This is a genomic window from Neisseria sp. Marseille-Q1983 (assembly GCF_018224585.1).
GTDB lineage: Bacteria > Pseudomonadota > Gammaproteobacteria > Burkholderiales > Neisseriaceae > Neisseria > Neisseria polysaccharea.
Window position 1 is genome coordinate 34608 of sequence record NZ_JAGTUI010000010.1, and the last position, 26058, is coordinate 60665.

Below are 26058 nucleotides of genomic sequence, written 5' to 3' on the forward strand. Positions count from 1 at the left end.
AGGCGGCAATGGATTATTTATCAAGCGGAAACCAAACGCGGAAAACCGCGAAAGGCAACCAAACCCATACAGGAGATTTTAACACTATGTGTAAAGATGTAAAGCCGAATTTCGCAGAAGAAACCGCCCCGTTGGGCGATATGTCGGAATTTGCCGCGCCGTTTGCACAGCCGCGCTACAACGTGGACAGTTCGGGCGTATGGTATATCGGCGTTAAGACCGACAGGGAGGGCAACACGCAGGAAGCCACGCCGGTAAAACTGTCATCCCCCATTGACATCATAGGCAGGGGCACGGACAACGACGGCGCATATTACCGCGTGATACGCTGGCAGGACGCTAACACACGGCGAACCAAAACCGCCGCCATCCCCAAAGGCGAAATCGTAACAGGGCAGTGCTGGGCAAGATTGGGGCAGTACGGTATAGACATCCTATCAGGCAAGGTTAAGCGTGAACGGCTTTCCGACTATTTGCAGACACAGGGCGGCGGCGATATTTACACCATTACCGACCGCGCAGGCTGGCACAAAGACACCTACATCATGCCTAGCGGGGAAACCATCACGGCGACCGACAAAGACCCCGCGATTATCTATAACGGAGACACCAGCCAAGCAAAGGCATATCAGCCAAACGGGGAGCTTACCGACTGGCAACAAAATATAGCCCGATACGCGGCAGGGAATAGCCGTCTATGCCTTGCTTTGGGGGCTTCATTTGCCGCCCCGTTGCTTTCCCTGTTAAACGAAGAATCGGGGGGCTTCCACTTAATGGGCGATTCTTCAGACGGTAAAACCACAGCCGCAAAAGTAGCCTTGAGCGTATGGGGCAAACCATCAGGAAGCCTGTTGTCTTGGAGCGGTACGAAAATAGGCTTTTCCAACACAGCCGCCGCCCGTAATGACGGCTTGCTGGTGTTGGACGAAATAGGACAGGCAAGCCCGCACGTTATCGGCGATACTGTTTATAGCGTTATGAACGGAATCAACAAAGTGCAAGGCGCAAAACAAGGCGGAAACCGTGCTTTGACCCGCTGGAAAGTGATGATGTTTTCCACTGGCGAAAAGACCCCCGATTCCATCTTGAAGCACCATAAGGGCGATTGGAACGCAGGACAAGCAGCCCGCTTACCCAGTATCAGAGCCGCCGCGCAATACGGCATTTATGACACATTGCACGGATTTGAAGACGGCGCATTGTTGAGCGAACATATCGCCGAATCAGCAGAGCAATATCACGGCGTAGCTGGCAGGCTATTTATCCGACAGCTTTTAGACGACCTAGAACAAGCCAAACAGCAGGCAACAGAGCGCATGGCCGCATTTATGGCAACCATTCCCGAATTATCAGGACAGGCGCGAAGAGTAGCAAAACGCTTTGCCCTTGCCGCCGCTGCTTTGGAACTTGCCGCCCCTGTTACTGGTTTGCCCGTAGGCGTAGGCATGGCAGGCGTGAAACAATGCTTTGACGAATGGCTGGAAGCCAACGGAGCAGGAAAACACGAAGACCGCCGCATCATTGAGCAGGCAGAGGACTTTATCGACTTATACGCGCTAGGCATGAGGTTTATGGAATGGAGCGATAAAAGCACCAACAAAGACCATGCAGGCTATCGGAAACAGGAGGGGGAGAAATTAGAATTGTGGGTAATCCGCCGTGTCTTTGCCGATGAAATCGCCCAAAGTTTCGATGAACAAAAAGTCTGCCGCGTGTTGTTAGACGGGGGATTACTGAAATACAACCACAAAAACAAAGGCTACCAACACCAGCGCAAAGGTAGCGGCTGGTTTTATGTGCTGACCCCCGATATGGAACTGGACGACTGACCGTTTGCATGGGGTTAGTTCCAAAATACTAACCAAGCCCGCCATGATCGATACAGGCGGGCTTTTTTTACGTCCAAACATCAAGCAGACCAACAATGTAGCCCTTGAATTTTTGGAGTCCATAAAAAGGAAAGAAGACCAAGACACGCGAAAAGATAAAACCCTATGCGCGAGGCAAAATCATTTGTTACCTTTGTTACCACAAAATTTAACATTTATAACCATATGAATATCAATATAAAAATAAAGAAAAAACGGTAACAAATGAACATAAATTTACTTGTTACCGATTTGTTACCATTTGTTACCCCTTTATATTCATATGGTTACATCCAAAAAACAGAGGCGGTAACAAACGGTAACAAGGTTAAGATATGTGTCTTGTTACCATGAAAGCCATAACTGACAAGGCTTTCAGCCATTGGTAACAAGGTAACAAACGATTTTTGCGTTTTTTTGTGTATATACGCTTTTTTTATTCTTGCCCCTTGCTGCTTATTTGTATAAAATTTGATACATGAACAGAGAAAAGCCGATTGAATGGCGTGATACATCACTGGAAGACCTCAAAGCATTCCCGCTTGAGGCGGTAAAGCATTTTGGTTATGAGTTGGGGTTAATCCAAAATGGCTTAGAGCCGACAGACTTTAAACCGATGATTAGTCTTGGCAGCGGGGTTATGGAACTTAGAAAACGTTTGCCCGATGGAGCGTTTAGAGTGGTTTATGTGGCTAAGTTTGAAAAAGCCGTCTATGTATTGCACAGCTTCCAAAAAAAGAGCCAAAAAACCGCCCCGAAAGACACAGCAATCATCAAGAGCCGATATAGGGCATTGATACAGGAGATAGCAAAATGACATCAAAAACCACGCATATTACGCCTGTTGGCGGCAATGTTTTTGCTGATTTAGGATTTTCCGCCGATGAAGCTGCAAAACTCAAGGCACACAGCGACATGATAATTAAAACCAAGTTGCAATTAGCCCAAAGTGTAAGCGAATGGATAAGGGAGCAGGATTTAAAACAGGAGCAGGCGGCAGAAATCTTCAACACCAGCCGCCCGCGCGTTTCCGACTTGGTAAACGGAAAAATCAGCAAGTTCACGATAGACGCACTGTTAACCATGCTTGCTAAAACGGGGAAAACCGCCGAACTGAATATCAGAGCATAGCGGAAAGCCGCCGAAAACATCCCCGTATGACCGACAGGAACGGGGATTTTTCACACCCACACAAAGCCAAAACACACGGAAACGCGCCAAATTTGAGCAGTAATGGCGGTTAAACCGATTGGATATATTACGGGCATAGGCAGGCGGAAAAACGCGCTAAAAACGCAAATTTGAGCCATTGGAAGCGATTGATTAAAAAATAATCAAGTTAGCCGCTGGTGTTTCAGACGGCACAAATGCAGAAATTGCGGTGCATAAAAAAGGCGGCTTGCCGTGTTTTGTTCTACTGTATATAATACTTAGCGTGATACGAAAGCAGTAGAAAATGAAGATTTACAAATACCGAGCTTTTGAAAAATTTGCCAAGAAACATAAAATCAGTGATTCCGAGCTGCTGGAAGCGGTAGAGCGGGCGGGTAACGGACTGATAGACGCAGACCTTGGCGGCGGCGTGATTAAGCAGCGCATAGCGCGGCAAGGGCAAGGCAGACGCGGCGGATATAGGAGCATTATTCTATTCAAACGCGGGGATAAGGCTTTTTTTGCGCATGGCTTCGCAAAGTCAGAGCAAGAAAACATCAGCGTGCAAGAAACGATTTTCTTTAAAGCATTGGCAGCGGAAAGCCAGTCATTGAACGACGGGCAGATAGAGAGCCTGAAACAGAAAAAGCAATTAACGGAGATAGAATCATGAAATACAAAAGCCCCGTAAGTGAGAGCATCCACAGCATAGCAAGCGCATTGCACGACATCGGCGTAATCGACAAAAAGACCATGCGCGATTTTGATAAATCATGCCTGACCGAAATCAAACCGTTGAGCGGCGGGGACATCAAGGCAATCAGGGAGAAGGAGGCACTATCACAAGCCGCCTTTGCTATCTATCTCAACGTGGGGAAAAACCATGTTTCAGCATGGGAGCGGGGTGTTAAAAAGCCAAGCGGCGCGGCGTTGAAACTGCTTACCATCGTCAAAAACAAGGGTATTGAAGCCATCGCATAGCCGATTGTATAGGGTTAATCTTAAACCACGCAGAGCCGCCGAAATAAGGCGGCTTTCCCATGCCGTGCAGAAACTGACCGACACAAAAAGCCACTTGCCATTTTTCAGATACCACATGGCGGCAATATGGCAGTTATTAAATTTTGCTTAACAACTGGAAACACTGAAATACCCCTTAAGGCAAACATCAGCCCACAAGACGGCGCGTAATTGCTGGTGTTGCAATCAAACCATATTTCACAGCTTAGCAGAAATACCAAAAAAAATGTTTTTGCCCACGCCAAACAAACGGCTTAAACTGACAATCTGACAAAGGGTAAACAGTGCAAAAAAATACCCCTACCTTTAAGTTATGGGGTAACTTTTGGGGTAACTTTTACCAGAAACAAAAACTTGATTATATTTAAATCAATAAGTTAAGTTTAAAGTACGGTTGACCCCGCCTCCACCATACCCTATTTTCAGCAGTATCCTGCAATACTCATAAAGCCTTGAAATATAACAGTTTCAGGGCTTTTTTATTGCCTCGGATACGACGGGCTATACCTGAATTTTCATCATTTATGGGGGAAGCTTGCCACAAGTTATCTTAAAACAGAAGAAAATGCCAAAGCCAACATTACTGCCGACAAATCGGCAATGCAAAAAGCTGCAAGCTTCCAGCCAATTATCAGGCTGTTACACACTTTTGTGCTTACACAAGCTATCCGCAAACACGCGCCCTGTTGCAGTTCCCCCCATGTATGCGCCCGCCCGTATGAATTGCGCCTATATATGCCGGGATGAAATCAACCGGGTGGCGGGGTAATACCGCAAAGTCATTGTTGCGGTATGTGTTGTCATTGCCGCAAGAACAGTGGGATAAAGTCTGCTTATTGATAAAAATATCGGAGTAGGTCATGCCGTCTGAACTGTATGTCAGCTGAGAAATAAAAGTATTTTTAAGTGGAAAAACCGCCCCGTCCGAATTGTTGGACTATCTGTCGGCTGGAATTGACAGGGAGGCAGCCGAGCAGATGCAGAGCGAGTTGTAGGCAGCGTATTTTTGATTGCGGATTTGTCCGCTGCAGCATTCGTCCGTGTGTGCAAATGGATACTTGAGGCGGCTGAAAAGTCCGAGTGGGTCAAACCGTACAAGTCCGATTTGAAAACCGCTCCGGAAGCAGACCTGGGATTAAAATCCGCATAACCAAAAGGCCGTCTGAAACCGTTTCAGACGGCCTTTAAAACATCTTCAAGGATAAAAAGTGAAACGCGACTGGGATTTGATACGCCATATCCTGACCGAATTGGAAAATGAACCCAACCCCAACTGCTGACTCGTTTCCACCTGTATCGAAGGTTGGACAAAGGAAGAAGCCGCATATCATCTGTGGCTCTTGATACATGGCGAACTGATTGCGGACAAATGCAACCGCGATCAGCAGGGCAATGGGTTTGCCTATTACAGAATCCGCCTGACGTGGGCGAGGCATGAGTTTCTCGCTTCCATCCGCAGCGATACGGCTTGGCGGTGCATCCGCAGCCTGTTGAAGGAAAAGGCGGTAGATTTGTCTTTTGAAGCCATCAAAGCCGCCGCACTGAAACTGTTGGAGGTGTAAATGCAAGGGTTTGAACGGCGGCATGGCAATGCCGCCCTACGGCTGTCGGAAGCCGACCCAAAATTCAAAGCCGAATAACCAAGCAAATGCCGTCTGAAATATTTTCAGACGGCATTTTTATAAACAGATTGCTTATACTTTTTCTTTTTTACGGTTTTTCTCCGCCATCATTTCATGTAGCGTTTTCTTGGCAGGTTTCATTGGGACATGGTTATCCGTCCAACCCAACTGTTTGCGCGGGGTCAGGTTGCGGAACTTGGTGGCTGCCCAACCGAAGGCGCGGTAGGTTTTGCTGCCGCTGAAAATGCCGTTGAATGTGCGCCACGCCATTTGTTCGCCGAAGGTATGCGATGCGCCTTGTCCGCGGATGGGATGAGGCACGGTTTCGGTCGGCGAACGTTGCGCTTCGACACGAAGCCGCTGCATTTGTTCGGTAATCGGGATGCGTACCGGACAGACTTCCACACACGCGCCGCACATCGTGCAGGCGGTCGGCAGGTCGCGGGTGGCATCCAGACCCAACAGGTGCGGGGAAATAATCTCGCCAATCGGACCGGGATAGGTGGTGCCGTATGCCGCGCCGCCGATACGGGTATAAACCGGACAATGGTTCATACACGCGCCGCAACGGATACATTGCAGGGTGCGGCGCATTTGGTCTTCGGCATAAGCCTGGCTGCGGCCGTTGTCGAGCAGAACCAAGTGCATTTCCTGCGGACCGTCTAATTCTTCACTGCGGCGCGGGCCGGTAATCATATTGAAATAGGTTGTGACGTTCTGACCGATGGCGGAGCGCGGCAGCAGACTGTACAAGGGTGGGATGTCGGACAATTTCGCCACCACTTTTTCAATGCCGGTAATAGCGATATGCACGGGCGGAACGGTAGTACTCAAGCGGCCATTGCCTTCGTTTTCGACCAGACACAGCGTGCCCGTTTCGGCAACGGCGAAGTTTACGCCGCTCAAGCCGACATCGGCAGTGCTGTAAATATCGCGCAGGGCTTTGCGGGCGAAGCCGGTCAGTTGGTCCACGTCGTCTGTAAGCGGTGTGCCGAGGTTTTGGTGGAACAGTTCGCTAACCTGTTCTTTGGTTTTGTGAATGGCGGGCATCACGATATGGGTCGGTTTTTCGCCTGCCATTTGGACGATGAACTCGCCCAAGTCGCTTTCTACCGCTTTAATGCCTTTTGCTTCAAGATAATGGTTCAGTTCGATTTCCTCGCTAACCATCGATTTGCCTTTGACCATCAGCTTGCCGTTTTTGGCTGTGATGATGTCGTGGATAATTTGGCAGGCTTCGGCAGGGGTTTCTGCCCAGTGCACTTTCACGCCCAGCCTGGTCAGGTTTTCTTCCAACTGCTCCAGCAGGGCGGGCAATTTGGACAATGAGCGTTGACGGATGTGTTCGCACAAATCGCGCAGGCTTTGCAGCTCTTCTTCGTCGGTCAAAACAGCTTTGCGCTTGGTCATCAGCATATCCATCGCGGTACGCAGGCTCTTACGCAAAGGCTTGTCTTGAAGGGAAATTGCGGCGTTTTGCTTGAACGTTTCCGGCTTCATATGAAATTTGATGGTTTGCGTAGTCATACGTTTTCCTCCAAATCGGCAGGGGAAATGTGGTCGGGCAGGATGGCGAGGATGACCAAATCGCGCGGGCCGTGCGCACCGTAAGCAAGCGTCAGCTGGATGTCTGCGGTTTTGGACGGGCCGGAAATCAGGAAAACATTGGTCGGCATACCGTTTTCAACCAGTTTTTCGCCTTCGACGGCGTTGTGAAATTCGTTATACATTTTCGCCGTATCAAACAGGCAGAAATGCACGGGCGGGACGAGGCTTAAAGTGCGCGGTTCTTCGGGGCTGGAAAACAGCATCAGCGTACCGGTACGGGCGATGCCGCATTGCGCGCCGCTGAAGCCTGCATCAATGTTCGCGAAAAACTCGGTTTTCCAAGTATCGATTTCGCGCTCGAAGGCAATCGGTTCGATATTGCTGCCCGCCAATGCGGCACGGGCGGTTTGTCCGTGTTCGGTCGCCAAGGGCAGCAGGATGTTTTTCAAACCCTTGCCTTCTGCCGCTTCGCGGAAAACCTGCATCCAATTGCTTTTCGTCACCCAATAAATTTCGGTTTTGACCGCGCGCATTGCGGCAGCCCAATGTTTCAGACGCTCAACCTCGCTGTCCCAAGAAACACCCTTTTCGCGGTAATAATCAAAAACCGCAGGCTCTTCCATCGGCAACGCGCCGGCTTTTTTCAGTTTTGCCAAAATATTTTCGCGCGCGCTCATACTTTGTCTCCGGTGCGTTCCAACAAGAAGGATGCGATATGCTTCGGACGCGGCATATCCGGTTCGTCCTTGGCGATTTTGCCGCCGATGTTCATCATACAGCCGCAGTCCGCGCTGATGATTTCAGTCGCGCCGGTTTCTTTCAGCGCGGCGACTTTGTCGGTTACCATCGCGCCGGAAATGTCGGCCTGTTTGACGGAGAATGTGCCGCCGAAGCCGCAACACTCGCTTTCGTGGTCGTGAACGACGCGCTCGACGTTTTCCATACCGTCGATCAGCTGCCAGCCCGAAAGATGGACGTTCATTTCGCGGCGGGCGGCGCAGGAGGTATGGACGGCGACTTTGACGGGTTTGCCTTTGTCTTCGGGCTTGTAGCCGATGGCAAGCAGGAAATGGGTAAACTCGATGATGCGGCCGGCGCAATCCACAGCCCTTTCCTCGTACTCGCTGCCTTTAAACAGCGTCGGCCAATGGTGTTTCATCATACCGCCGCACGAACCGGACGGTACGACAATCGGCCACTCCTCGGGGAAAAGGTCGAGTTGCGCTTTGGCGACATCGAAGGCTTCGGTCGGATGGCCGGATGAATAGGCGGGCTGGCCGCAGCAGCTTTGCGCCATCGGGAAATGAACCCGTATGCCCTGTTGCTCGATTAAGGTAATGGCATCCATACCGGCTTCGGGCATAAAGAGATCGAGGACGCAAGTGCCGAAAAAATAGACATCTGTCGGTTTGCTGTCGAATGTAATGATTTTGGGTGGGGTGATTGCGCTCATTTTTTTGTGGACGGGGATGCCCGTTTTTCTGTCGGAAGTTAAGCGGGTACTTTAAGTAATTGACTGTTGCGGGTCAAGTATAATTTTAAAAAATAATCTGATTTTTCTTGCAGCTTCCCGAGCCGATGCTTGCCGCACCTTGCTTTCCCTGTTTTTTGATAATAGTAATCATTATGATAAAACGACATTTCATTTATTTGTAAACGTGTAATGATTGCGCTTTTCCGCCGTTCGGACGGCATTTGGAAGCGGTCGCGGTGTGAGAATGGGGTACAATCGCCTTATGGAAAAAAACGCCTTATCCGCCCGCGCCCCGTCTTCCGGTCTGCCGCTTCTGCTGGCGGTTGCCATTTTTATGCAGATGCTGGACGCGACTATTTTAAATACCGCCCTGCCCGAAATTGCCGCCGATTTGGACGAGCCGCCTTTAAATATGCAGTTGGCGGTTGTTTCCTATACTTTGACCGTTGCCCTGCTGATGCCTTTAAGCGGTTATTTGGCAGACAGGTTTGGAACGAAGAAGGTTTTTTTCGGCTCAATCGCCCTCTTTATGTTCGGGTCGGCATTGTGCGCCGCATCCGAATCGCTGCCCGAGTTGGCAGTCTCGCGCATCGTCCAGGGCGTAGGCGGTTCGATGCTGGTTCCGATTCCGCGCCTGACCATCTTGCGCGCGTATGAAAAATCGAAGCTGCTCAATGCTATTAATTATGCGGTTATGCCTGCATTGATCGGGCCGGTTTTAGGGCCCGTGGCGGGCGGCTATCTTGCCGAATATGCTTCGTGGCACTGGATTTTCCTGCTCAACCTGCCCATCGGGCTGCTGGGCCTCGTATTGGGAAGGAATATTATGCCCGATATTAAGGGCGGCGATACTTCTTTGGATTTTAAGGGTTATTTGATTTTTTCGGCTGCCGCCTGCCTGCTGCTGTCGGCAATGGAGGGCTTGTCCCACGGGCTGCCCCTGTTTTTGACCTTGTCTGCGCTGTGTGCGGGTTTGCTGTCCGCCCGGGCTTATTTCAAACATATGAAAACGGCGGCGCGCCCGATTTATTCCGCCGATTTGTTCCTGATACGCACATTCCGTTTGGGATTGGCGGGCAATCTGTTCAGCCGTCTCGGCATCAGCTCGATTCCTTTTCTGATGCCCCTGATGTTTCAAGTCGCTTTCGGCTTCGGCGCAAGCCTGTCGGGTTGGCTGGTCGCACCCGTCGCCTTGTCTTCGCTGCTGGTCAAACCGCTGATTGCACCGCTCATGAAACGTTTCGGCTACCGCACGGTACTGCTTTGGAACACCAAGCTGCTTGCCGCCTTCATCATGCTGCTCGCCCTGCCTGACGGAAACTCGCCGCTGTGGATTTGGATTTTCCTCTCGCTGGCGATCGGCGCGTGCAACTCCCTACAGTTTTCTGCCATGAACACACTGACCCTCGCCGATTTGCGCCCGCAACAGACCGGCAGCGGCAACAGCCTGATGGCGGTCAACCAACAGCTTGCCATCAGCATGGGCATTGTTACCGGCGCATTAATCCTTAAAAACTGGACATTTCTGATACCGGCTTCTTCAGGTCTGCATTCCGCCTTCCGTATGACCCTGCTCAGCATCGGCGGCATCACCCTTGCCTCATCGCTGGTATTCAATCGGCTGCACGTTTCAGACGGCACCAACCTGACACGGAATACACCGTCCTGAAGCGGTCCGCACGCAAAACTTTTACCCGTTTCAACGTTTGGATTATGATGTCGCACTTCCATGTGCGCCAACCCAAAACACAGGCAATGCCGTCTGAACCGATTTCCTATGAAAACACGCAGCCTCCTTCCCCTGTTGTTCCTCCTGCTCTGCTCGTGCGCCGCATGGCTGCCGCCCTTGGACGAACGCACGGAAAGCCGCCATTTTGACACTGCTTCCCCCGTCCGTTTGGATAAAGTCCTGCACATCCGCCATTTCCCGTCCGACAGCCGCCTGTCCGACATTTACTTGCTCGACGACCCCCACGAAGCCTTTGCCGCCCGCGCCGCCCTTATCGAATCTGCCGAACACAGCCTCGATTTGCAATACTACATCTGGCGCAACGACATTTCCGGCAGACTTCTGTTCAACCTCATATACCTTGCCGCAGAACGCGGCGTGCGCGTACGCCTGCTGTTGGACGACAACAACACGCGCGGCTTGGACGATCTCCTGCTTGCCCTCGACAGCCATCCCAATATCGAAGTGCGCCTGTTCAACCCCTTCGTCCTACGCAAATGGCGCGCACTCGGCTACCTGACCGACTTCCCCCGCCTCAACCGCCGCATGCACAACAAATCCTTTACCGCCGACAACCGCGCCACCATACTCGGCGGACGCAATATCGGCGACGAATACTTCAAAGTCGGTGAGGACACCGTTTTCGCCGATCTGGACATCCTCGCCACCGGCAGCGTCGTCGGCGAAGTATCGCACGACTTCGACCGCTACTGGGCAAGCCATTCCGCCCACAACGCCACGCGCATCATCCGCAGCGGCGACATCGGCAAGGGTCTTCAAGCACTCGGATACAACGACGAAACGTCCAGACACGCGCTCCTGCGCTACCGCGAAACCGTCGAACAGTCGCCCCTCTACCGGAAAATACAGACAGGACGCATCGACTGGCAGAGCGTCCAAACCCGCCTGATCAGCGACGACCCTGCAAAAGGACTCGACCGCGACCGCCGCAAACCGCCGATTGCCGGGCGGCTGCAAGACGCGCTCAAACAGCCCGAAAAAAGCGTCTATCTGGTTTCACCCTATTTCGTCCCCACAAAATCCGGCACAGACGCACTGGCAAAACTGGTGCAGGACGGCATAGACGTTACCGTTCTGACCAACTCGCTACAGGCGACCGATGTTGCCGCCGTCCATTCCGGCTACGTCAAATACCGAAAACCGCTGCTCAAAGCCGGCATCAAACTCTACGAGCTGCAACCCAACCATGCCGTCCCCGCTACAAAAGACAAAGGCCTGACCGGCAGCTCCGTAACCAGCCTGCATGCCAAAACCTTCATCGTGGACGGCAAACGCATCTTCATCGGCTCATTCAACCTCGACCCTCGTTCCGCACGGCTCAATACTGAAATGGGTGTCGTCATCGAAAGCCCCAAAATCGCAGAACAGATGGAGCGCACCCTTGCCGATACCACGCCCGAATACGCCTACCGCGTTACCCTCGACAAACACAACCGCCTGCAATGGCACGATCCCGCCACCCGAAAAACCTACCCGAACGAACCCGAAGCCAAACTTTGGAAACGCATCGCCGCAAAAATCCTATCCCTGCTGCCCATAGAAGGTTTATTATAGAAATGCCGTCTGAAACACCTTCAGACGGCATATCAGAACCCGCAAAGGAAAAACCATGTTTCCCCTCGACAAAACCCTTTTCCTCTGTCTCAGCGCACTGCTCCTCGCCTCATGCGGCACAACCTCCGGCAAACACCGCCAACCGAAACCCAAACAGACAGTCCGGCAAATCCAAGCCGTCCGCATCAGCCACATCGACCGCACACAAGGCTCGCAGGAACTCATGCTCCACAGCCTCGGACTTATCGGCACGCCCTACAAATGGGGCGGCAGCAGCACCGCAACCGGCTTCGATTGCAGCGGCATGATCCAATTCGTTTACAAAAACGCCCTCAACGTCAAGCTGCCGCGCACCGCCCGCGACATGGCGGCGGCAAGCCGCAAAATTCCCGACAGCCGCCTCAAGGCCGGCGACCTCGTATTCTTCAACACCGGCGGCGCGCACCGCTACTCACACGTCGGACTCTACATCGGCAACGGAGAATTCATCCATGCCCCCAGCAGCGGCAAAACCATCAAAACCGAAAAACTCTCCACACCGTTTTACGCCAAAAACTACCTCGGCGCACATACTTTCTTTACAGAATAGCGGCAACACACCGCAACAAAACAAACGGCAGTATGGCAATGTGCCCTACGGCTTCAACCCGCAGCCGTAAGTCGGGCATTTATACCCGACAAAAAACGGTCGCTGTTCAAAATTGCCATCCCGACAAAAAATGCCGTCTGAAACGCAAAAGCATTTCAGACGGCATCTTCAAATCGAAGGTCAGTTAATCAGATAACCTTGGATTTCTTTGGTTTTCGCATTGATTTCTCTGGTACGGCAGTCGGATTGTGCCACGCCGTATTCGTCGCCGTCGGCGCATTTGGCATTCAAACCGTTTTGCCAGTTGCGGTACTCGGGCATGACGGTTTCGGCAATATCGGCGGGCAGTGCCTGAACCGCGCTGTTCAGAGCCGCTTTGGCAGTTCTTTCTTTCTTGTCCGCTTCCCTGACCATTTCGTCGATAAGGGCTTTTTTACGGTTGTGCAGCTCTTCCAAGCGTGCTTCGGTTTCCACCGTTTTGCATGCCAGTTCGCTGACTTTTATGCCGTTTGGCGTTTCACCTTCGGCTTTCGCATTGTTGGCACAGATTTTGTCCATACCGCTTTTCCATGTTTTCTGCGAAGCTTGCAGTTTATTCTGTACAGTTTGCGGCAGACCTTTCCAAAATTGTTCAAACTCGCCGCGCGACAATTTGTAGCGCTCCTCCCATTCTGATACGCGGGCTGCCTCCTGTTCTTGGCTCAATGCCTCCTGCGCCGCCGCTTCTTCTTCCTCCCTCGCTTCCTGCGCGGCGGCTTCTGCCGCTTCAAGTTCTTCGTTCCTTTGTTTCGCTTTGTCCAGCGGCTCTTTAATCAGTGCCATAGACACCAGCTCGCTGAGCGGATGGATGATATCGTATGCCTGATTCAGTTCGGCAAAGATTTTACTTTTGTCGTCTGTCGGCTGGACGCTGTAAGAAATGGTTTTGATGTAATACGCGCCTTCTTTACGGTAGTAGCGTTCAAAAAAGTCGGGCGTTTTCTTATAGCTGTTGCCTATGGATTGGTTGGCGGCGACGGCATAATCGACAACATCGTCGGGCACGTCCAGTTTCAACGTGGCTTCACATTTGAGTTTGCTGGACGTGTCGGTTTTTTCGGTGGTTCGGACTTCATCGACGGTTATGCCCAAACGTTCGACCATGCTACGGATATGCGATATGCCGATATCGGCAAATGCCTGGTCTTTGAATGCATCGTCGTCAAAAGTTTTGACGGTTTCCCCTTCGACATTGTCGCGGACAAGTTTGACCAAAATCTCTTTAGACTCTTCGCTTCCGCAGGAAACCTCCTTCTCGAAAAACGGATTGCTTATACCCAAACGGTCGCAGCCCGACAAAATCAGCATACTTGCCAATGCCAGTGCGGGTAAGTTTTTTTTCATCGGATTTCCTTTGCCGTCCAAACACGGACTGTCTGTTGCGTATTTCCACACACGCTACGGCACTTGAAGTACATGGCTGCGGAACATACATGTTTAAATTTATGCAAACCATCATATCGGGATTGCACACGCTCTGCAAGTTTACCGACGGTTTTCCTATTCGATAAAAATGCCGTCTGAAACGGTCGGCGTTCAGACGGCATTTTGCCTCAGGTTTTATTTGAGGTTGGTCTGCAGGTAGAGGTTAATCAGGCGTTCGGTCGAGCTGTCGTGCTTTTGCGGCACGGTTTCGCCGGTCAGTTCGCCCAAAATAGTTTTAGCCAGTTGTTTGCCGAGTTCCACGCCCCACTGGTCGAAGCTGTTGATGCCCCAAATGATGCCTTGGACGAAGGTTTTGTGTTCGTACATGGCAATCAGGCTGCCCATATTGCGGGGGTTGACCTTATCCATCAGGATGAGGTTGGTCGGGCGGTTGCCGGAGAAGGTTTTGTGCGGAACCAGCTCTTCGATACGCGCCTCATCCATACCCTGCGCTTTGAGTTCGGCGCGGACTTCGTCGGGGGTTTTGCCGCGCATAAAGGCTTCTGCTTGGGCGAAGACGTTGGCAAGCAGGATTTCGTGGTGTCCGGGCAGGTTGCTGCGTTTTTCAAGCGAGGCGATGAGGTCGATGGGGGTGATGTGCGTGCCTTGGTGCAGCAGTTGGAAGAAGGCGTGCTGGCCGTTGATGCCCGTTTCGCCCCAAATAATCGGCGAGGTTTCGTGTCCGACTGCTTTGCCGTCCAACGTAACCTGTTTGCCGTTGCTTTCCATATCGAGCTGCTGGATGAATTTGGGCAGGCGGTGGAGGTGTTGGTCGTAAGGTGCGATGACGTGGCTTCCGCCGCCGTAGTAGTTGATGTACCAGATGCCGATAAGGGCGAGGATGGCGGGCAGGTTGCGCTCGAGCGGAGTGTTGATGAAATGTTGGTCCATCAGGTGCGCGCCGTTGAGCATTTCGATGAAGTTTTCTTCGCCGAGATACAGCATAATCGGCAATCCGATGGCGGACCACAGGCTGTACCGGCCGCCGACCCAGTCCCAAAATTCAAACATATTGGCGGTGTCGATGCCGAATTCGGCAACGGCTTTTTGGTTGGTGGAAACAGCAACGAAATGTTTGGCGACGGCACTTTCATCGCCCGCATGATTCAAAAACCATTCGCGCGCGGTCAGCGCGTTGGTCAGCGTTTCCTGCGTGGTAAAGGTTTTGGAGGCGATAATGAACAGCGTGGTTTCGGGGTGGACTTTGGACAATACGTCGCGCAGTTGCGAGCCGTCCACGTTGGAGACGAAGTGCATATTGAGGCGTGGATGACCGAAAGGTTTGAGCGCGGTACACATCATCAACGGGCCCAAATCCGATCCGCCGATGCCGATGTTGACAACGTCGGTAATGACTTGGTTGGTATAGCCCAGCCAGCTTCCACTGCGGACTTCGTGTGCAAATTCGCCCATACGTTGCAAAACGCGGTTGACTTTTGGCATCACATCTTCACCGTCAACCACAATCGGCGAATTGGTGCGGTTGCGAAGGGCGACGTGGAGGACGGCGCGGTTTTCCGTCGTATTGATTTTTTCGCCGTGGAACATCTGCCGCATCCGCTCCGGCACGCCTGCTTCACGCGCCAACTCGAACAAAAGCGACATGGTTTCGTCGTTGATGCGGTTTTTGGAATAGTCCAGCGTCAGTCCGCCGACCTGCAGCCAGTAGCGTTCCGCACGCTGCGGATCTTGCTCAAACATTTCGCGCATATGCAATGTTTTGCTGTCGTCAAAGTGGTTCCACAATTTCGACCATGCGGGTAAGTCGTGAAGGTGTTTCATCTGTATGCTCCTGAATGAGGTTTTTTGTTGTGGGATGAAAAGGCTGCCGGAAACTGCCGCAAGCCGCCGACGACCGTTGTTCGGCATTTCAGACGGCATTTGTGGGATACCGTCTGAAGGTCAATCTTTGTCGTAATCGATGTGCTTGTTGTGTATGCTTTTTTTGCTTTTCTGCAATTGCAGGCTGGCAGCATCGCCCAAGCGCAGGGCAAGTCCGATGGCGAGAATGTCGATGACGGCAAGCTGCAAGAGGCGGGAAACCATGGGCGTGTAGAGTTCGGCATTTTCCTGTGTGGCAACGCTCAACACGCAGTCGGCAAGTTGCGCCAGAGGCGAATCGTTGCGGGTCAGTGCGATGACAGACGCGCCGTTTTCTTTGGCGATGCTGACCGCATCCAAAAGTTCGATAGACGAACCCGTGTTGGAAATGGCAACCAAAACATCCTGATCGCTCAAAACGGATGCTGCCATCAGCTGAGTGTGCGTATCGACATAGGCGACCGTGGACATTCCGAAACGGAAAAACTTGTGTTGCGCGTCCTGTGCCACAATGCCGGAATTGCCCACACCGTAAAACTCAACGCGGCGGGCGTGCATCAGCGTGGCAATGGCGTTTTCCAGCTCCGATTCTTTCAGGAAACGGCGTTCGCCCAACAGCGAGGCGGCGGCATTGCCCAACACTTTCTCGACCACGCTTGCCATATCGTCGTCGGCGTTGAGTTCTTCGTGGACATAGGGCATACCCTCATGACCGATGCTGGCGGACAAGGCGAGCTTGAACTCGGGCAGCCCTTTATAACCCAAGCTGCGGCAGAATCGGATGACGGTCGGCTGGCTGACGGACGCACGTTCGGCAATTTCGGCAACGGCGGCATGGACGAACCATTTGGGTTCCGCCAATGCACATTCGGCGACTTTGCGTTCCGCACCGGAAAGGTTTGCCAGTGATTCGCTGATTTTGCTTAACATAATGATATGCCCTTCGATAATGCAGCCCCGCTGCAAGGAGCCGCTGTGGTTAAACGTTTCTCAAATGGTTGTCGAGAGCCGCAGCCGCACCGGAAATTCCAGGAAACTCGCTCAAGACGACATACACGGGAATCGCGGCAAGATATGCTTCAAACCTGCCCTTGTTCTCGAAACGGCTGCGGAACGGGGAAGTTTTGAAGTATTCCAACACGCGGGGAATAATGCCGCCGCACAGGTACACGCCGCCGCGTGCGCCCAGCGTCAGGGCGAGGTTGGAAGCAACCGTGCCGAGCATGGCGCAGAAGATGTCCAAAGTCTGACGGCACAAAGGCGACGCGCCGCTCAAAGCCTTTTCCGTGATTTCAGACGGCATCAGTTTGGCGGGTTTGGCTTTCTGTTTTGCAGCCAAAGCCTCGTAAACCAAGCTCAAGCCCGCGCCGCTCAAAAAGCGTTCGGCGGAAACATGGCCGTATTTGTTTTTGGCGTACTGCCAAATCAGCACTTCCATATCGTCAAACGGCGGGAAACTGGTATGCCCGCCCTCGCCTGCCAAAGCCACCCAGCCTGCGGGGCTGTGCACCAATCCGCTCACGCCCAAGCCGGTACCGGGACCGATAACGGCTTTGGGGGCAAATTCGACAGGCTTTTGCCCGCCTACCTGCATCAGGTCTTTGCTTGAAGTCTGCGTTACCGCCAATGCCTGCGCGGTAAAGTCGTTCAAAAGGATGAGGGTGTCCAGCCCCAAAGCCTGACGGGCGGTTTCGATGGAAAACGCCCAATGGTGGTTGGTCATCTGCACCCAGTCGCCCAAAATCGGGTTGGCGATGGCAAATGCCGCGTGCCGTACGCCTGTTGCACCGCTTTGGTTCAGATAGGCACGCACCGCATCGGTAACCGTATCGTAGTCCTTACACGGAAGCACGGCGGTTTTTTCGATGACGCGCGGCGCGGTTTCCAGAGCAAAGCGTGCATTCGTACCGCCGATGTCGGCGACCAATCGGGGATATCCGGCTTGTTTATTCGGCGTAGAAGACATGGCAGTTCACTCCTTGGCGGTTCAATACAAAGCTGATCGGATGTTCGCGGTTTTCGCCTTGTGCGGCTTGATCGAACACGGCTTTTTTCTCTTCGCCCCGTATCGCCAAAAACACATGCCCCGTATGGGCAATCGCATCCAAGGTCATGCTGACGCGCTCGTGCGGCGCGGTAACGGGCGTGGTATGCACCAACGCGACACCTGCCGAACCGTCGATTGCCGTCTGAAACTGCGGAGCTTTCGGGAAAATCGAAGCCGTATGCCCGTCGTTTCCCATACCCAAAACCAAAACATCGGGCTGTTTGTAATGTTTCAGTGCATAATCGACAACAGCATCGGGATGTAATTCGGTTTCAGTTTTTCCGTCTTCCACCATAGGAATCCACATTGCCGCTTCCGCCTTGTTCTTCAACAGGTATTCGCGCACCAGACCGGTATTGCTGTCGGCGTGGACGGTCGGCACGATGCGTTCATCTGCCAAGGTGATGCCGACGTTTTTCCAATCCAAATCTTTTTGCGACAGGGCGTTGAAAAATGCAATCGGCGAACGTCCGCCGGAAACTGCCAACACCGCACCGCCCTTCTCGTCCAGTGCGCCCTGCAAAGCATCCGCCACTGCGTCAGCCAAAGACTGCGCCGCTTCTGCCGCATTTTCGTATTCGTGCCAAACAAACATATTTGTGTCCTTTTTTTATTTCAGACGGCATATTCCGTTATGGAAACGGGTTGAGCAATATGTCGGCCGAACAGTTGTTTATGCTTTTGATACCAAATATCGGGACTGCTTTTTATAGTGGATTAAATTTAAACCAGTACAGCGTTGCCTCGCCTTGCCGTACTATTTGTACTGTCTGCGGCTTCGTCGCCTTGTCCTGATTTTTGTTAATCCACTATACTGCTTTACTTGCGTTCAGACGGCATTTCAAACCCCATGCCGTCTGAACGCATTATTGTATTACTGCTCTTCGTGCCACTTGTGTCCGTCGCGCGCCAACAGTTCGCGCGCAGCTTCAGGCCCCCACGAGTGCGCGCCGTAGCCGTGCGGCGGCGTGGTATTGCCTGCCCAGTTTTCCAAAATCGGCATCACATATTCCCATGCGGCTTCGAGTTCGTCTCGGCGGTTAAACAAAGCGAGTTTGCCGTTAATCACATCCAACAGCAGGCGCTCGTAAGCTTCCGCGCGGCGGCCTTCCAATGCTTTGCCCAAATCGGTTGCCAGCGGCACGATTTCGACCTTATTGCCTGCACCCGGGGTTTTCATCTGCGTATAGAGGCGCACGGATTCATATGGTTGCAACTCGATAACGAGCCGATTGGGCGCGGTGCGGCTGCCTTCAAAAATATGGCTGTTCAAATCTTTGAAGTTCAAAACGATTTCCGCCACTTTACCCGTCATGCGTTTGCCGGTACGCAGGTAGAAGGGAACGCCCTTCCAGCGTTCGTTTTCGATTTCGGCTTTAATGGCGACGTAGGTTTCGGTAAAGCTGTCTTGCGGAACGTTGATTTCTTCAAGATAGCCGTTCATGCCTTTGGCGGCGGTATATTGTCCGCGCACGACGTTTTCATTGACAGATTCGACGGTCAGCGGCTTCAATGACTTGACGACTTTGACTTTTTCATCGCGCACCGCGTCGGCATCCAAGCTGGCGGGGGCTTCCATCGCAGTCATGCACAGCATCTGCATCAAGTGGTTTTGCACCATATCGCGCAACGCGCCGGTAATGTCGTAAAACTCACCGCGCTCTTCCACACCGAGCTGTTCGGCGATGGTCAACTGCACGCTTTCGATATATTTATTGTTCCACAGCGGCTCAAACATTACATTGGCAAAACGCAGCGCAAGCAGGTTTTGCAGGCTTTCTTTGCCAAGGTAGTGGTCGATGCGGTAAATTTGCCCTTCTTTGAAATAACGCGCAACATCGGTATTGATTTGTTGGGAAGAAGCCAAATCCGTACCCAGCGGTTTTTCCAAAACCACGCGCACATTGTCGGCATTCAAACCGATCGCAGCAAGGTTTTCGCAGGCTTGCGCGAAGAATTTGGGCGCGGTGGACAAATAGATGACGACGTTGTCGGTTTCTTTGCGCGCTTTGACCAAATCGCCCAAAGCGGCAAAATCGTCCGGCTGCGTAACATCGACTTTGAGATATGCGAGACGTTCGACAAACGATGCCCAAGCCTCATCGGAAAAATTTTCTTTCACATGGATTTTGGAACTGGTTTCCACCTTCGCCAGAAAACCTTCGGTATCCAACTCGCTGCGGCTGACCCCTAAAATACGCCCTTCGGGATGAAGCAGACCGGCAACATGCGCCTGGTACAGACAGGGCAACAGCTTGCGCATCGCCAAATCGCCGGTCGCACCGAACAACACCAAATCAAAATTTGTTTGTGTACTCATCGTATTATCTCGTCAGGAAAGAATTTTTCGATGCCGTCTGAAACCTGTTTTCCCCATCACGCTGCATCGCAATATCGGAAACAAAGGCAGGCGGCATAATGAGTAGTAATACTACACACCGCTACACTTTTTGTCTATTCCCATTTTTACAATTTATTTGACCTAGTCCAAAAATCGGGCAGGTTTCCCTATTCCGTTACAACAATCGAAAGATTCTGCGATTTAAATCAAATTTCTTTTCAATGCCTGATTTTTTTGTAACAAAATTACAAATTTTGTACTATAATAGCACCCGCTTCCCACTTTCAGACGGCATACCTTTTAAAACACTCCCCGTCTGAATACCCGATACAAAAATCAGAAACGCACAAACAAATCCCCAATATCACCCCGTTCCGACAGGAGACCGACCGTGAACACTACTCCTATCCACCCCAAACTCGCCGAAATCACCGAGCGCATTATCGAACGCAGCCGTCTGACGCGTGAAAAATATCTGGCGAAAATCCACAGTGCCAAACAAATGGGACGCTTAGAGCGCAACCAGCTCGGCTGCTCCAACTTGGCGCACGGCTATGCCTCTATGCCCAAAAGCATCAAAATCGAAATGCTCCAGGAAACCGTCCCCAACTTAGGCATTATCACCGCTTACAACGACATGGTTTCCGCACACCAACCGTTTAAAGACTTTCCTGACCAAATCAAAGACGAAGCACAGAAAAACGGCGCGACCGCCCAAGTCGCCGGCGGCACACCCGCCATGTGCGACGGCATCACGCAAGGCTACGCCGGTATGGAATTGTCGCTGTTTTCCCGCGACGTGATCGCCATGAGTACTGCTATCGGTCTGTCGCATCAAATGTTTGACGGCAGCCTGTTTATGGGCGTATGCGACAAAATCGTACCGGGTTTGATGATTGGCGCTTTGTCTTTCGGTCATATTCCAGGCATCTTCGTTCCGGCAGGTCCGATGTCCAGCGGTATCGGCAACAAAGAAAAAGCCCGCACCCGCCAGCTTTTCGCCGAAGGCAAAGTCGGACGCGACGAACTTTTGAAAAGCGAAATGGGTTCTTACCACAGCCCGGGCACCTGCACTTTCTACGGCACGGCAAACTCCAACCAAATGATGATGGAAATGATGGGCGTGCACCTCCCTGCCGCCGCTTTCGTCCACCCTTACACCGACCTGCGTGAAGCCCTGACCCGCTACGCCGCCGGACACCTCGCGCGCGGCATCAAAAACGGCACGATTAAACCATTGGGCGAAATGTTGACCGAAAAATCCTTTATCAACGCCTTGATTGGCCTGATGGCAACTGGCGGTTCGACCAACCACACCATGCACCTCGTTGCCATGGCGCGTGCCGCCGGCGTGATTTTGAACTGGGACGACTTCGACGAAATTTCCTCCATCATCCCATTGCTGATCCGTGTGTACCCCAACGGCAAAGCCGACGTAAACCACTTTACCGCAGCCGGCGGCCTGCCTTTCGTTATCCGCGAATTGCTGGACGCAGGCCTGTTGCACGACGATGTCGATACCGTCGTCGGACGCGGTATGCGCCACTACACCAAAGAGCCTTTCCTCATCGACGGCAAACTCGAATGGCGCGAAGCCCCCGAAACCAGCGGCAACGACGACATCCTGCGCAAAGCCGACAATCCGTTCTCCCCAGACGGTGGTCTGCGCCTGATGAAAGGCAACATCGGTCGCGGCGTAATTAAAGTATCTGCCGTGCGCAAAGGTTGCCGCATCATTGAAGCGCCCGCCATCGTATTCAACGACCAACGCGAAGTGTTGGCTGCGTTTGAGCGCGGCGAATTGGAACGCGATTTCGTCTGCGTCGTCCGCTACCAAGGCCCGCGTGCCAACGGTATGCCCGAGTTGCACAAACTGACCCCGCCTTTGGGCATCCTGCAAGACCGCGGCTTCAAAGTGGCGTTGCTGACCGACGGCCGTATGTCCGGCGCATCCGGCAAAGTTCCGGCCTCTATCCACATGACGCCTGAAGCCCTGATGGGCGGAAATATCGCCAAAATCCGTACCGGCGACCTGATCCGCTTCGACTCCGTTACCGGCGAACTCAACGTCCTGATTGACGAAGCTGAATGGAACGCCCGCGAAGTCGAACGTATCGACTTGAGCGCGAACCAACAAGGTTGCGGCCGCGAACTCTTCGCCAACTTCCGCAGCATGACCAGCAGCGCCGAAACCGGTGCGATGAGCTTCGGCGGCGAATTTGCCTAAACCCTTTTCAGACGGCCTTTTAAAACAATCAGGCCGTCTGAAACCATGTTAACGAACCTATTACGATACAGTCCCCAACGGAGACCTAAAATGTCCAAACTGACCCCCCGCGAAATCCTGACCGCCGGCGCAGTTGTACCGGTAATGGCGATTGACGACTTGAGTACTGCCGTCGATTTGTCCCACGCCCTTGTCGAAGGCGGCATCCCCACCCTCGAAATCACCCTGCGCACCCCTGTCGGCCTCGATGCCATCCGCCTGATTGCCAAAGAAGTGCCCAACGCCATCGTCGGCGCGGGTACGGTAACCAATCCCGAACAGCTCAAAGCCGTCGAAGACGCAGGCGCGGTTTTCGCCATCAGCCCGGGGCTGCACGAATCCCTCGCCAAAGCCGGACACAACAGCGGCATTCCTCTGATTCCCGGCGTTGCTACTCCGGGCGAAGTCCAACTGGCTTTGGAACACGGTATCGACACCCTCAAACTCTTCCCCGCCGAAGTCGTCGGCGGCAAAGCGATGCTCAAAGCCCTCTACGGTCCTTATGCCGACGTGCGCTTCTGCCCGACCGGCGGCATCAGCCTCGCCACCGCACCCGATTACTTGGCACTGCCCAACGTCTTGTGCGTCGGCGGCTCTTGGCTGACCCCGAAAGAAGCTGTGAAAAACAAAGACTGGGACACCATCACCCGCCTCGCCAAAGAAGCGGCGGCGTTGAAACCCAAAGCCTGAACCGCATCGTAAAAATGCCGTCTGAAGCCCTTTCCTGCTTCAGACGGCATTTTGCCTATTGGCGACTCAGTAGGCATACACAGCAATACCACTCCGACATACCGCCCCTAAAATGCCCATCCATCTTCCGCATAATAAAAATAACGGTCAGTTCATTCAACAGCAGCCGGACAGCCCGTTTTACGCGGCTGAAAAAATGCCGTCTGAAACACGTTCAGACGGCATCCGCTTAAAAAAACAACTGATTCAACGCCGATTAATCCGCTTCCAAAACCACTTTCATCGCTTGGTTTTCGGCGGCGTGTTTGAACACGTCGTAGGCTTTTTCCAATTCACTGAATTTGAAATGATGGGTCAGCATTTTGGTGTAATCGACTGAGCTGCTGGAAATTGCCTTCATCAGCATTTCAGTGGTATTGGCGTTTACCAAACCGGTTGTGATGGCAAGGTTTTTAATCCATAGTTTTTCCAGTTTGAAATCAACGGATTGACCGTGTACACCAACCACAGCGATATGGCCGCCGGGTTTCACGATGTCTTGACACATATTCCATGTAGCCGGGATACCGACGGCTTCAATCGCGCAATCTACGCCGTCTTCGCCGACGATAGCAAAGACTTGTTTGGATACGTCGCCGGAAGCAGGGCTGATAGTATGGGTCGCGCCCAATTCTTTCGCCAGTTTCAAACGGTTTTCGTCCATATCGCAAACGATGATGGCGGCAGGGCTATACAGTTGGGCGGTCAACAGGGCGGACATACCGACAGGACCGGCACCGGCGATGAATACGGTATCGCCGGGTTTGACATCACCATATTGCACGCCGATTTCGTGGGCGGTCGGCAAGGCATCGCTCAACAGCAGGGCGACTTCTTCGTTGACGTTATCGGGCAGCGGAACAAGGCTGTTGTCGGCATAAGGCGTGCGGACGTATTCGGCCTGCGTGCCGTCGATCATATAGCCCAAAATCCAGCCGCCGTTGCGGCAGTGTGAATAGAGTTGGATTTTGCAGTTGTCGCAAGTACAGCATTTGCTGACGCATGAAATAATGACTTTATCACCAACTTTGATGTTTTTTACAGCCTCGCCGACTTCTTCTACAATACCGATTCCTTCATGGCCGAGAATACGACCGTCGGCGACTTCGGGGTTTTTGCCTTTCCAAATACCCAAGTCGGTACCGCAAATCGTGGTTTTGACGATTTTCACCACCGCATCGGTCGGATTGATAATCTGCGGGCGGGGTTTTTCTTCAAAACGGATGTCGTTTGCGCCGTGATAAACCATTGCTTTCATGCTGATACTCCTTGCTTGTTGATAAATAATTTCAATACCGCAATAAAGTCTCTTTATATGAGTTATATACCCCTACAAAAAATAAGTCAATAAGAATTACTTTTACAATGTTATACCATAACATGCTGTTTTAAATATAAATAAAACCACATATTGATGTTAATGAACACACCCATCCCCTTCTCCGAACGGCTCATCCGCTGGCAAAAACAACACGGTCGCCACCACCTCCCTTGGCAGGTCAAAAACCCTTATTGCGTCTGGCTTTCCGAAATCATGCTCCAGCAAACGCAGGTCGCCACCGTGTTGGACTACTATCCGCGTTTCTTGGAAAAATTCCCGACCGTTCAGACGCTTGCCGCCGCGCCGCAAGACGAAGTGTTATCGCTGTGGGCAGGCTTGGGTTATTACAGCCGCGCGCGCAATCTGCACAAAGCCGCGCAACAAGTCGTCGAACAATTCGGCGGTACGTTTCCATCGGAGCGCAAAGACTTGGAAACCCTCTGCGGCGTAGGCAGAAGCACCGCCGCCGCCATTTGCGCCTTCGCCTTCAACCGCCGCGAAACCATTTTGGACGGCAACGTCAAACGCGTGCTCTGCCGCGTATTTGCCCGCGACGGCAATCCGCAGGACAAAAAATTTGAAAACTCGCTCTGGACACTTGCCGAAAGTCTGATGCCGTCTGAAAACGCCGATATGCCCGCCTACACGCAGGGCTTGATGGACTTGGGGGCAACCGTGTGCAAACGGACGAAACCCTTGTGCCACCAATGCCCGATGGCAGACATCTGTGAAGCAAAAAAGCAAAACCGCATTGCCGAGTTACCGCGTAAAAAAACTGCCCCTGAAGTACAAACCCTGCCGCTTTACTGGCTGATTGTCCGCAACTCGGACGGCGCAATCTTGCTGGAAAAACGCCCCGCCAAAGGCATTTGGGGCGGGCTGTATTGCGTACCGTGTTTTGAAAGTTTGAACGGGCTTTCCGACTTTGCCGCCAAATTCTCCCTGACCATGGCAGATATGGACGAACAGACCACCCTGACCCACCGCCTGACGCACCGGCTGCTGATGATTACGCCGTTTGAAGGGCAAATGCCGTCTGAAAGCCCTTCAGACGGCATTTGGATAAAGCCGGGCCATTTGAAAGATTACGGTCTGCCCAAGCCTTTGGAAATTTATTTAAACAGTAAAAAGTTTGGGGCTGTATTAGATAGAGAAAGTTAAGCCTGATGGCATTGTGTACCGCGTCTTTGTCGAAGCTGTTTTTCAGACGACCTGTATGTTGGGCTGCAGTTTCGGTGTCGATGCCGGTGTAGATACGCGCTTCGGTTTCTTGGCAGTCCTGCCGATTCGAGCAAGTTGTCCCGCTTCGTCGGTGATTTGTATGTTGCGAGTGTTGATACCGCTGCGGGTGGCTATCTCCGTCGCTGCCGTAGCCGGTGGACAGACTGATCCTGTCGGCAGGCCTGCCTTGTTTGTCGGTAACCGTATATTGAACGCTTTCCATATGCAGGTTACGCGTATCTGCCTATATGCCTTTGCCGATAAGCTGCGC

General features: G+C 52.4%; 22 protein-coding genes and 1 pseudogene. 12 read left to right on the top strand and 11 right to left on the bottom strand.

The genetic code is table 11. The features are described 5' to 3' along the window. Positions 1-86 precede the first annotated feature (86 nt). The 6 genes from KEM39_RS03630 (at position 87) to KEM39_RS03655 (ending at position 5602) form a co-directional block, all read left to right on the top strand. Entirely contained in the window at positions 87-1829 is a 1743-nt protein-coding gene (locus KEM39_RS03630; RefSeq protein WP_118996986.1) for a DUF927 domain-containing protein, read from the top strand. Between the two features lie 517 nt (positions 1830-2346). Then, positions 2347-2685 (top strand): type II toxin-antitoxin system RelE/ParE family toxin, encoded by a 339-nt coding sequence (locus KEM39_RS03635; protein ID WP_118996891.1) that lies wholly within the window; start codon positions 2347-2349, stop codon positions 2683-2685. Beyond that, on the top strand, positions 2682-2999 hold the full coding sequence (locus tag KEM39_RS03640; RefSeq protein ID WP_118996892.1) for a helix-turn-helix domain-containing protein: 318 nt from the start codon (positions 2682-2684) through the stop codon (positions 2997-2999). Before KEM39_RS03635 ends, KEM39_RS03640 begins: the two co-directional genes overlap by 4 nt. Before the next feature lie 325 nt (positions 3000-3324). Further along, positions 3325-3693 (top strand): type II toxin-antitoxin system RelE/ParE family toxin, encoded by a 369-nt coding sequence (locus KEM39_RS03645; RefSeq protein ID WP_118996893.1) that lies wholly within the window; start codon positions 3325-3327, stop codon positions 3691-3693. Further along, positions 3690-4001, top strand: coding sequence for a helix-turn-helix domain-containing protein (locus KEM39_RS03650; protein WP_118996894.1), 312 nt, complete (start codon positions 3690-3692; stop codon positions 3999-4001). The genes KEM39_RS03645 and KEM39_RS03650 overlap by 4 nt, the downstream gene beginning before the upstream one ends. Positions 4002-5335: 1334 nt before the next feature. Then, positions 5336-5602 (top strand): DUF2513 domain-containing protein, encoded by a 267-nt coding sequence (locus tag KEM39_RS03655; RefSeq protein ID WP_118996895.1) that lies wholly within the window; start codon positions 5336-5338, stop codon positions 5600-5602. Between the two features lie 132 nt (positions 5603-5734). Here the strand turns inward: KEM39_RS03655 and KEM39_RS03660 are convergent, their stop codons facing one another. From KEM39_RS03660 to KEM39_RS03670, 3 genes are read right to left on the bottom strand one after another with little or no spacing between them, the layout of a single operon-like run. Further along, positions 5735-7189 carry a LutB/LldF family L-lactate oxidation iron-sulfur protein gene (locus tag KEM39_RS03660; RefSeq protein ID WP_211709606.1) on the bottom strand — a complete coding sequence of 485 codons (1455 nt, stop codon included), beginning with the start codon at positions 7187-7189 and terminating at the stop codon, positions 5735-5737. After that, a complete protein-coding gene (locus KEM39_RS03665) occupies positions 7186-7887 on the bottom strand; it encodes a LutC/YkgG family protein (RefSeq protein ID WP_211709608.1) in 702 nt (233 codons plus the stop codon). The genes KEM39_RS03660 and KEM39_RS03665 overlap by 4 nt, the downstream gene beginning before the upstream one ends. Beyond that, on the bottom strand, positions 7884-8663 hold the full coding sequence (locus KEM39_RS03670) for a (Fe-S)-binding protein (protein ID WP_211709610.1): 780 nt from the start codon (positions 8661-8663) through the stop codon (positions 7884-7886). The genes KEM39_RS03665 and KEM39_RS03670 overlap by 4 nt, the downstream gene beginning before the upstream one ends. A 214-nt stretch (positions 8664-8877) precedes the next feature. Here KEM39_RS03670 and KEM39_RS03675 point away from each other — a divergent pair, with 214 nt between their 5' ends. From KEM39_RS03675 to KEM39_RS03685, 3 genes are all read left to right on the top strand, one after another. Further along, on the top strand, positions 8878-10353 hold the full coding sequence (locus tag KEM39_RS03675) for an MFS transporter (RefSeq protein WP_418029938.1): 1476 nt from the start codon (positions 8878-8880) through the stop codon (positions 10351-10353). Positions 10354-10461: 108 nt separating this feature from the next. Further along, positions 10462-11988, top strand: a complete 1527-nt coding sequence (locus KEM39_RS03680) for a phospholipase D family protein (RefSeq protein WP_118996899.1) — start codon at positions 10462-10464, stop codon at positions 11986-11988. A 55-nt stretch (positions 11989-12043) separates the two neighbouring features. Then, entirely contained in the window at positions 12044-12577 is a 534-nt protein-coding gene (locus KEM39_RS03685; RefSeq protein WP_025458328.1) for a C40 family peptidase, read from the top strand. 180 nt (positions 12578-12757) lie between these two features. Here KEM39_RS03685 and KEM39_RS11500 read toward each other — a convergent pair whose 3' ends face one another. The 6 genes from KEM39_RS11500 to zwf all read right to left on the bottom strand — a co-directional run bounded on the left by KEM39_RS11500 (position 12758) and on the right by zwf (position 20229). Then, entirely contained in the window at positions 12758-13960 is a 1203-nt protein-coding gene (locus tag KEM39_RS11500) for a DUF1311 domain-containing protein (RefSeq protein WP_118996900.1), read from the bottom strand. A gap of 216 nt (positions 13961-14176) precedes the next feature. Next, a complete protein-coding gene (pgi, locus tag KEM39_RS03695) occupies positions 14177-15823 on the bottom strand; it encodes a glucose-6-phosphate isomerase (RefSeq protein ID WP_118996902.1) in 1647 nt (548 codons plus the stop codon). A gap of 120 nt (positions 15824-15943) precedes the next feature. Then, on the bottom strand, positions 15944-16792 hold the full coding sequence (gene hexR / locus KEM39_RS03700) for a DNA-binding transcriptional regulator HexR (protein ID WP_002213148.1): 849 nt from the start codon (positions 16790-16792) through the stop codon (positions 15944-15946). Positions 16793-16841: 49 nt separating this feature from the next. Beyond that, positions 16842-17828, bottom strand: a complete 987-nt coding sequence (locus KEM39_RS03705; RefSeq protein ID WP_118825731.1) for a glucokinase — start codon at positions 17826-17828, stop codon at positions 16842-16844. After that, positions 17809-18504: a 6-phosphogluconolactonase gene (gene pgl / locus KEM39_RS03710; protein WP_118996903.1), complete on the bottom strand. Its 696-nt coding sequence runs from the start codon at positions 18502-18504 to the stop codon at positions 17809-17811. The genes KEM39_RS03705 and pgl overlap by 20 nt, the downstream gene beginning before the upstream one ends. 279 nt (positions 18505-18783) lie before the next feature. After that, a complete protein-coding gene (gene zwf / locus KEM39_RS03715; protein ID WP_118996904.1) occupies positions 18784-20229 on the bottom strand; it encodes a glucose-6-phosphate dehydrogenase in 1446 nt (481 codons plus the stop codon). 412 nt (positions 20230-20641) lie between these two features. Between zwf and edd the strand changes: the two genes are divergently transcribed. Next, the gene (edd, locus tag KEM39_RS03720) at positions 20642-22477 is read left to right on the top strand and encodes a phosphogluconate dehydratase (protein WP_118996905.1); all 1836 of its coding nucleotides are present in this window, start codon (positions 20642-20644) and stop codon (positions 22475-22477) included. Between the two features lie 90 nt (positions 22478-22567). Beyond that, positions 22568-23206, top strand: coding sequence for a bifunctional 4-hydroxy-2-oxoglutarate aldolase/2-dehydro-3-deoxy-phosphogluconate aldolase (locus KEM39_RS03725; protein ID WP_045750118.1), 639 nt, complete (start codon positions 22568-22570; stop codon positions 23204-23206). A gap of 256 nt (positions 23207-23462) precedes the next feature. Here KEM39_RS03725 and KEM39_RS03730 read toward each other — a convergent pair whose 3' ends face one another. After that, on the bottom strand, positions 23463-24503 hold the full coding sequence (locus tag KEM39_RS03730; RefSeq protein ID WP_118825732.1) for a zinc-dependent alcohol dehydrogenase family protein: 1041 nt from the start codon (positions 24501-24503) through the stop codon (positions 23463-23465). Between the two features lie 162 nt (positions 24504-24665). Here KEM39_RS03730 and mutY point away from each other — a divergent pair, with 162 nt between their 5' ends. Continuing rightward, positions 24666-25727: an A/G-specific adenine glycosylase gene (gene mutY, locus KEM39_RS03735; protein ID WP_192886282.1), complete on the top strand. Its 1062-nt coding sequence runs from the start codon at positions 24666-24668 to the stop codon at positions 25725-25727. Here the strand turns inward: mutY and KEM39_RS11965 are convergent. Continuing rightward, positions 25726-25992, bottom strand: a pseudogene (locus KEM39_RS11965) (hemagglutinin); the annotation flags it as partial. The gene mutY and the pseudogene KEM39_RS11965 sit on opposite strands and share 2 nt — an antisense overlap. Positions 25993-26058: the final 66 nt, after the last annotated feature.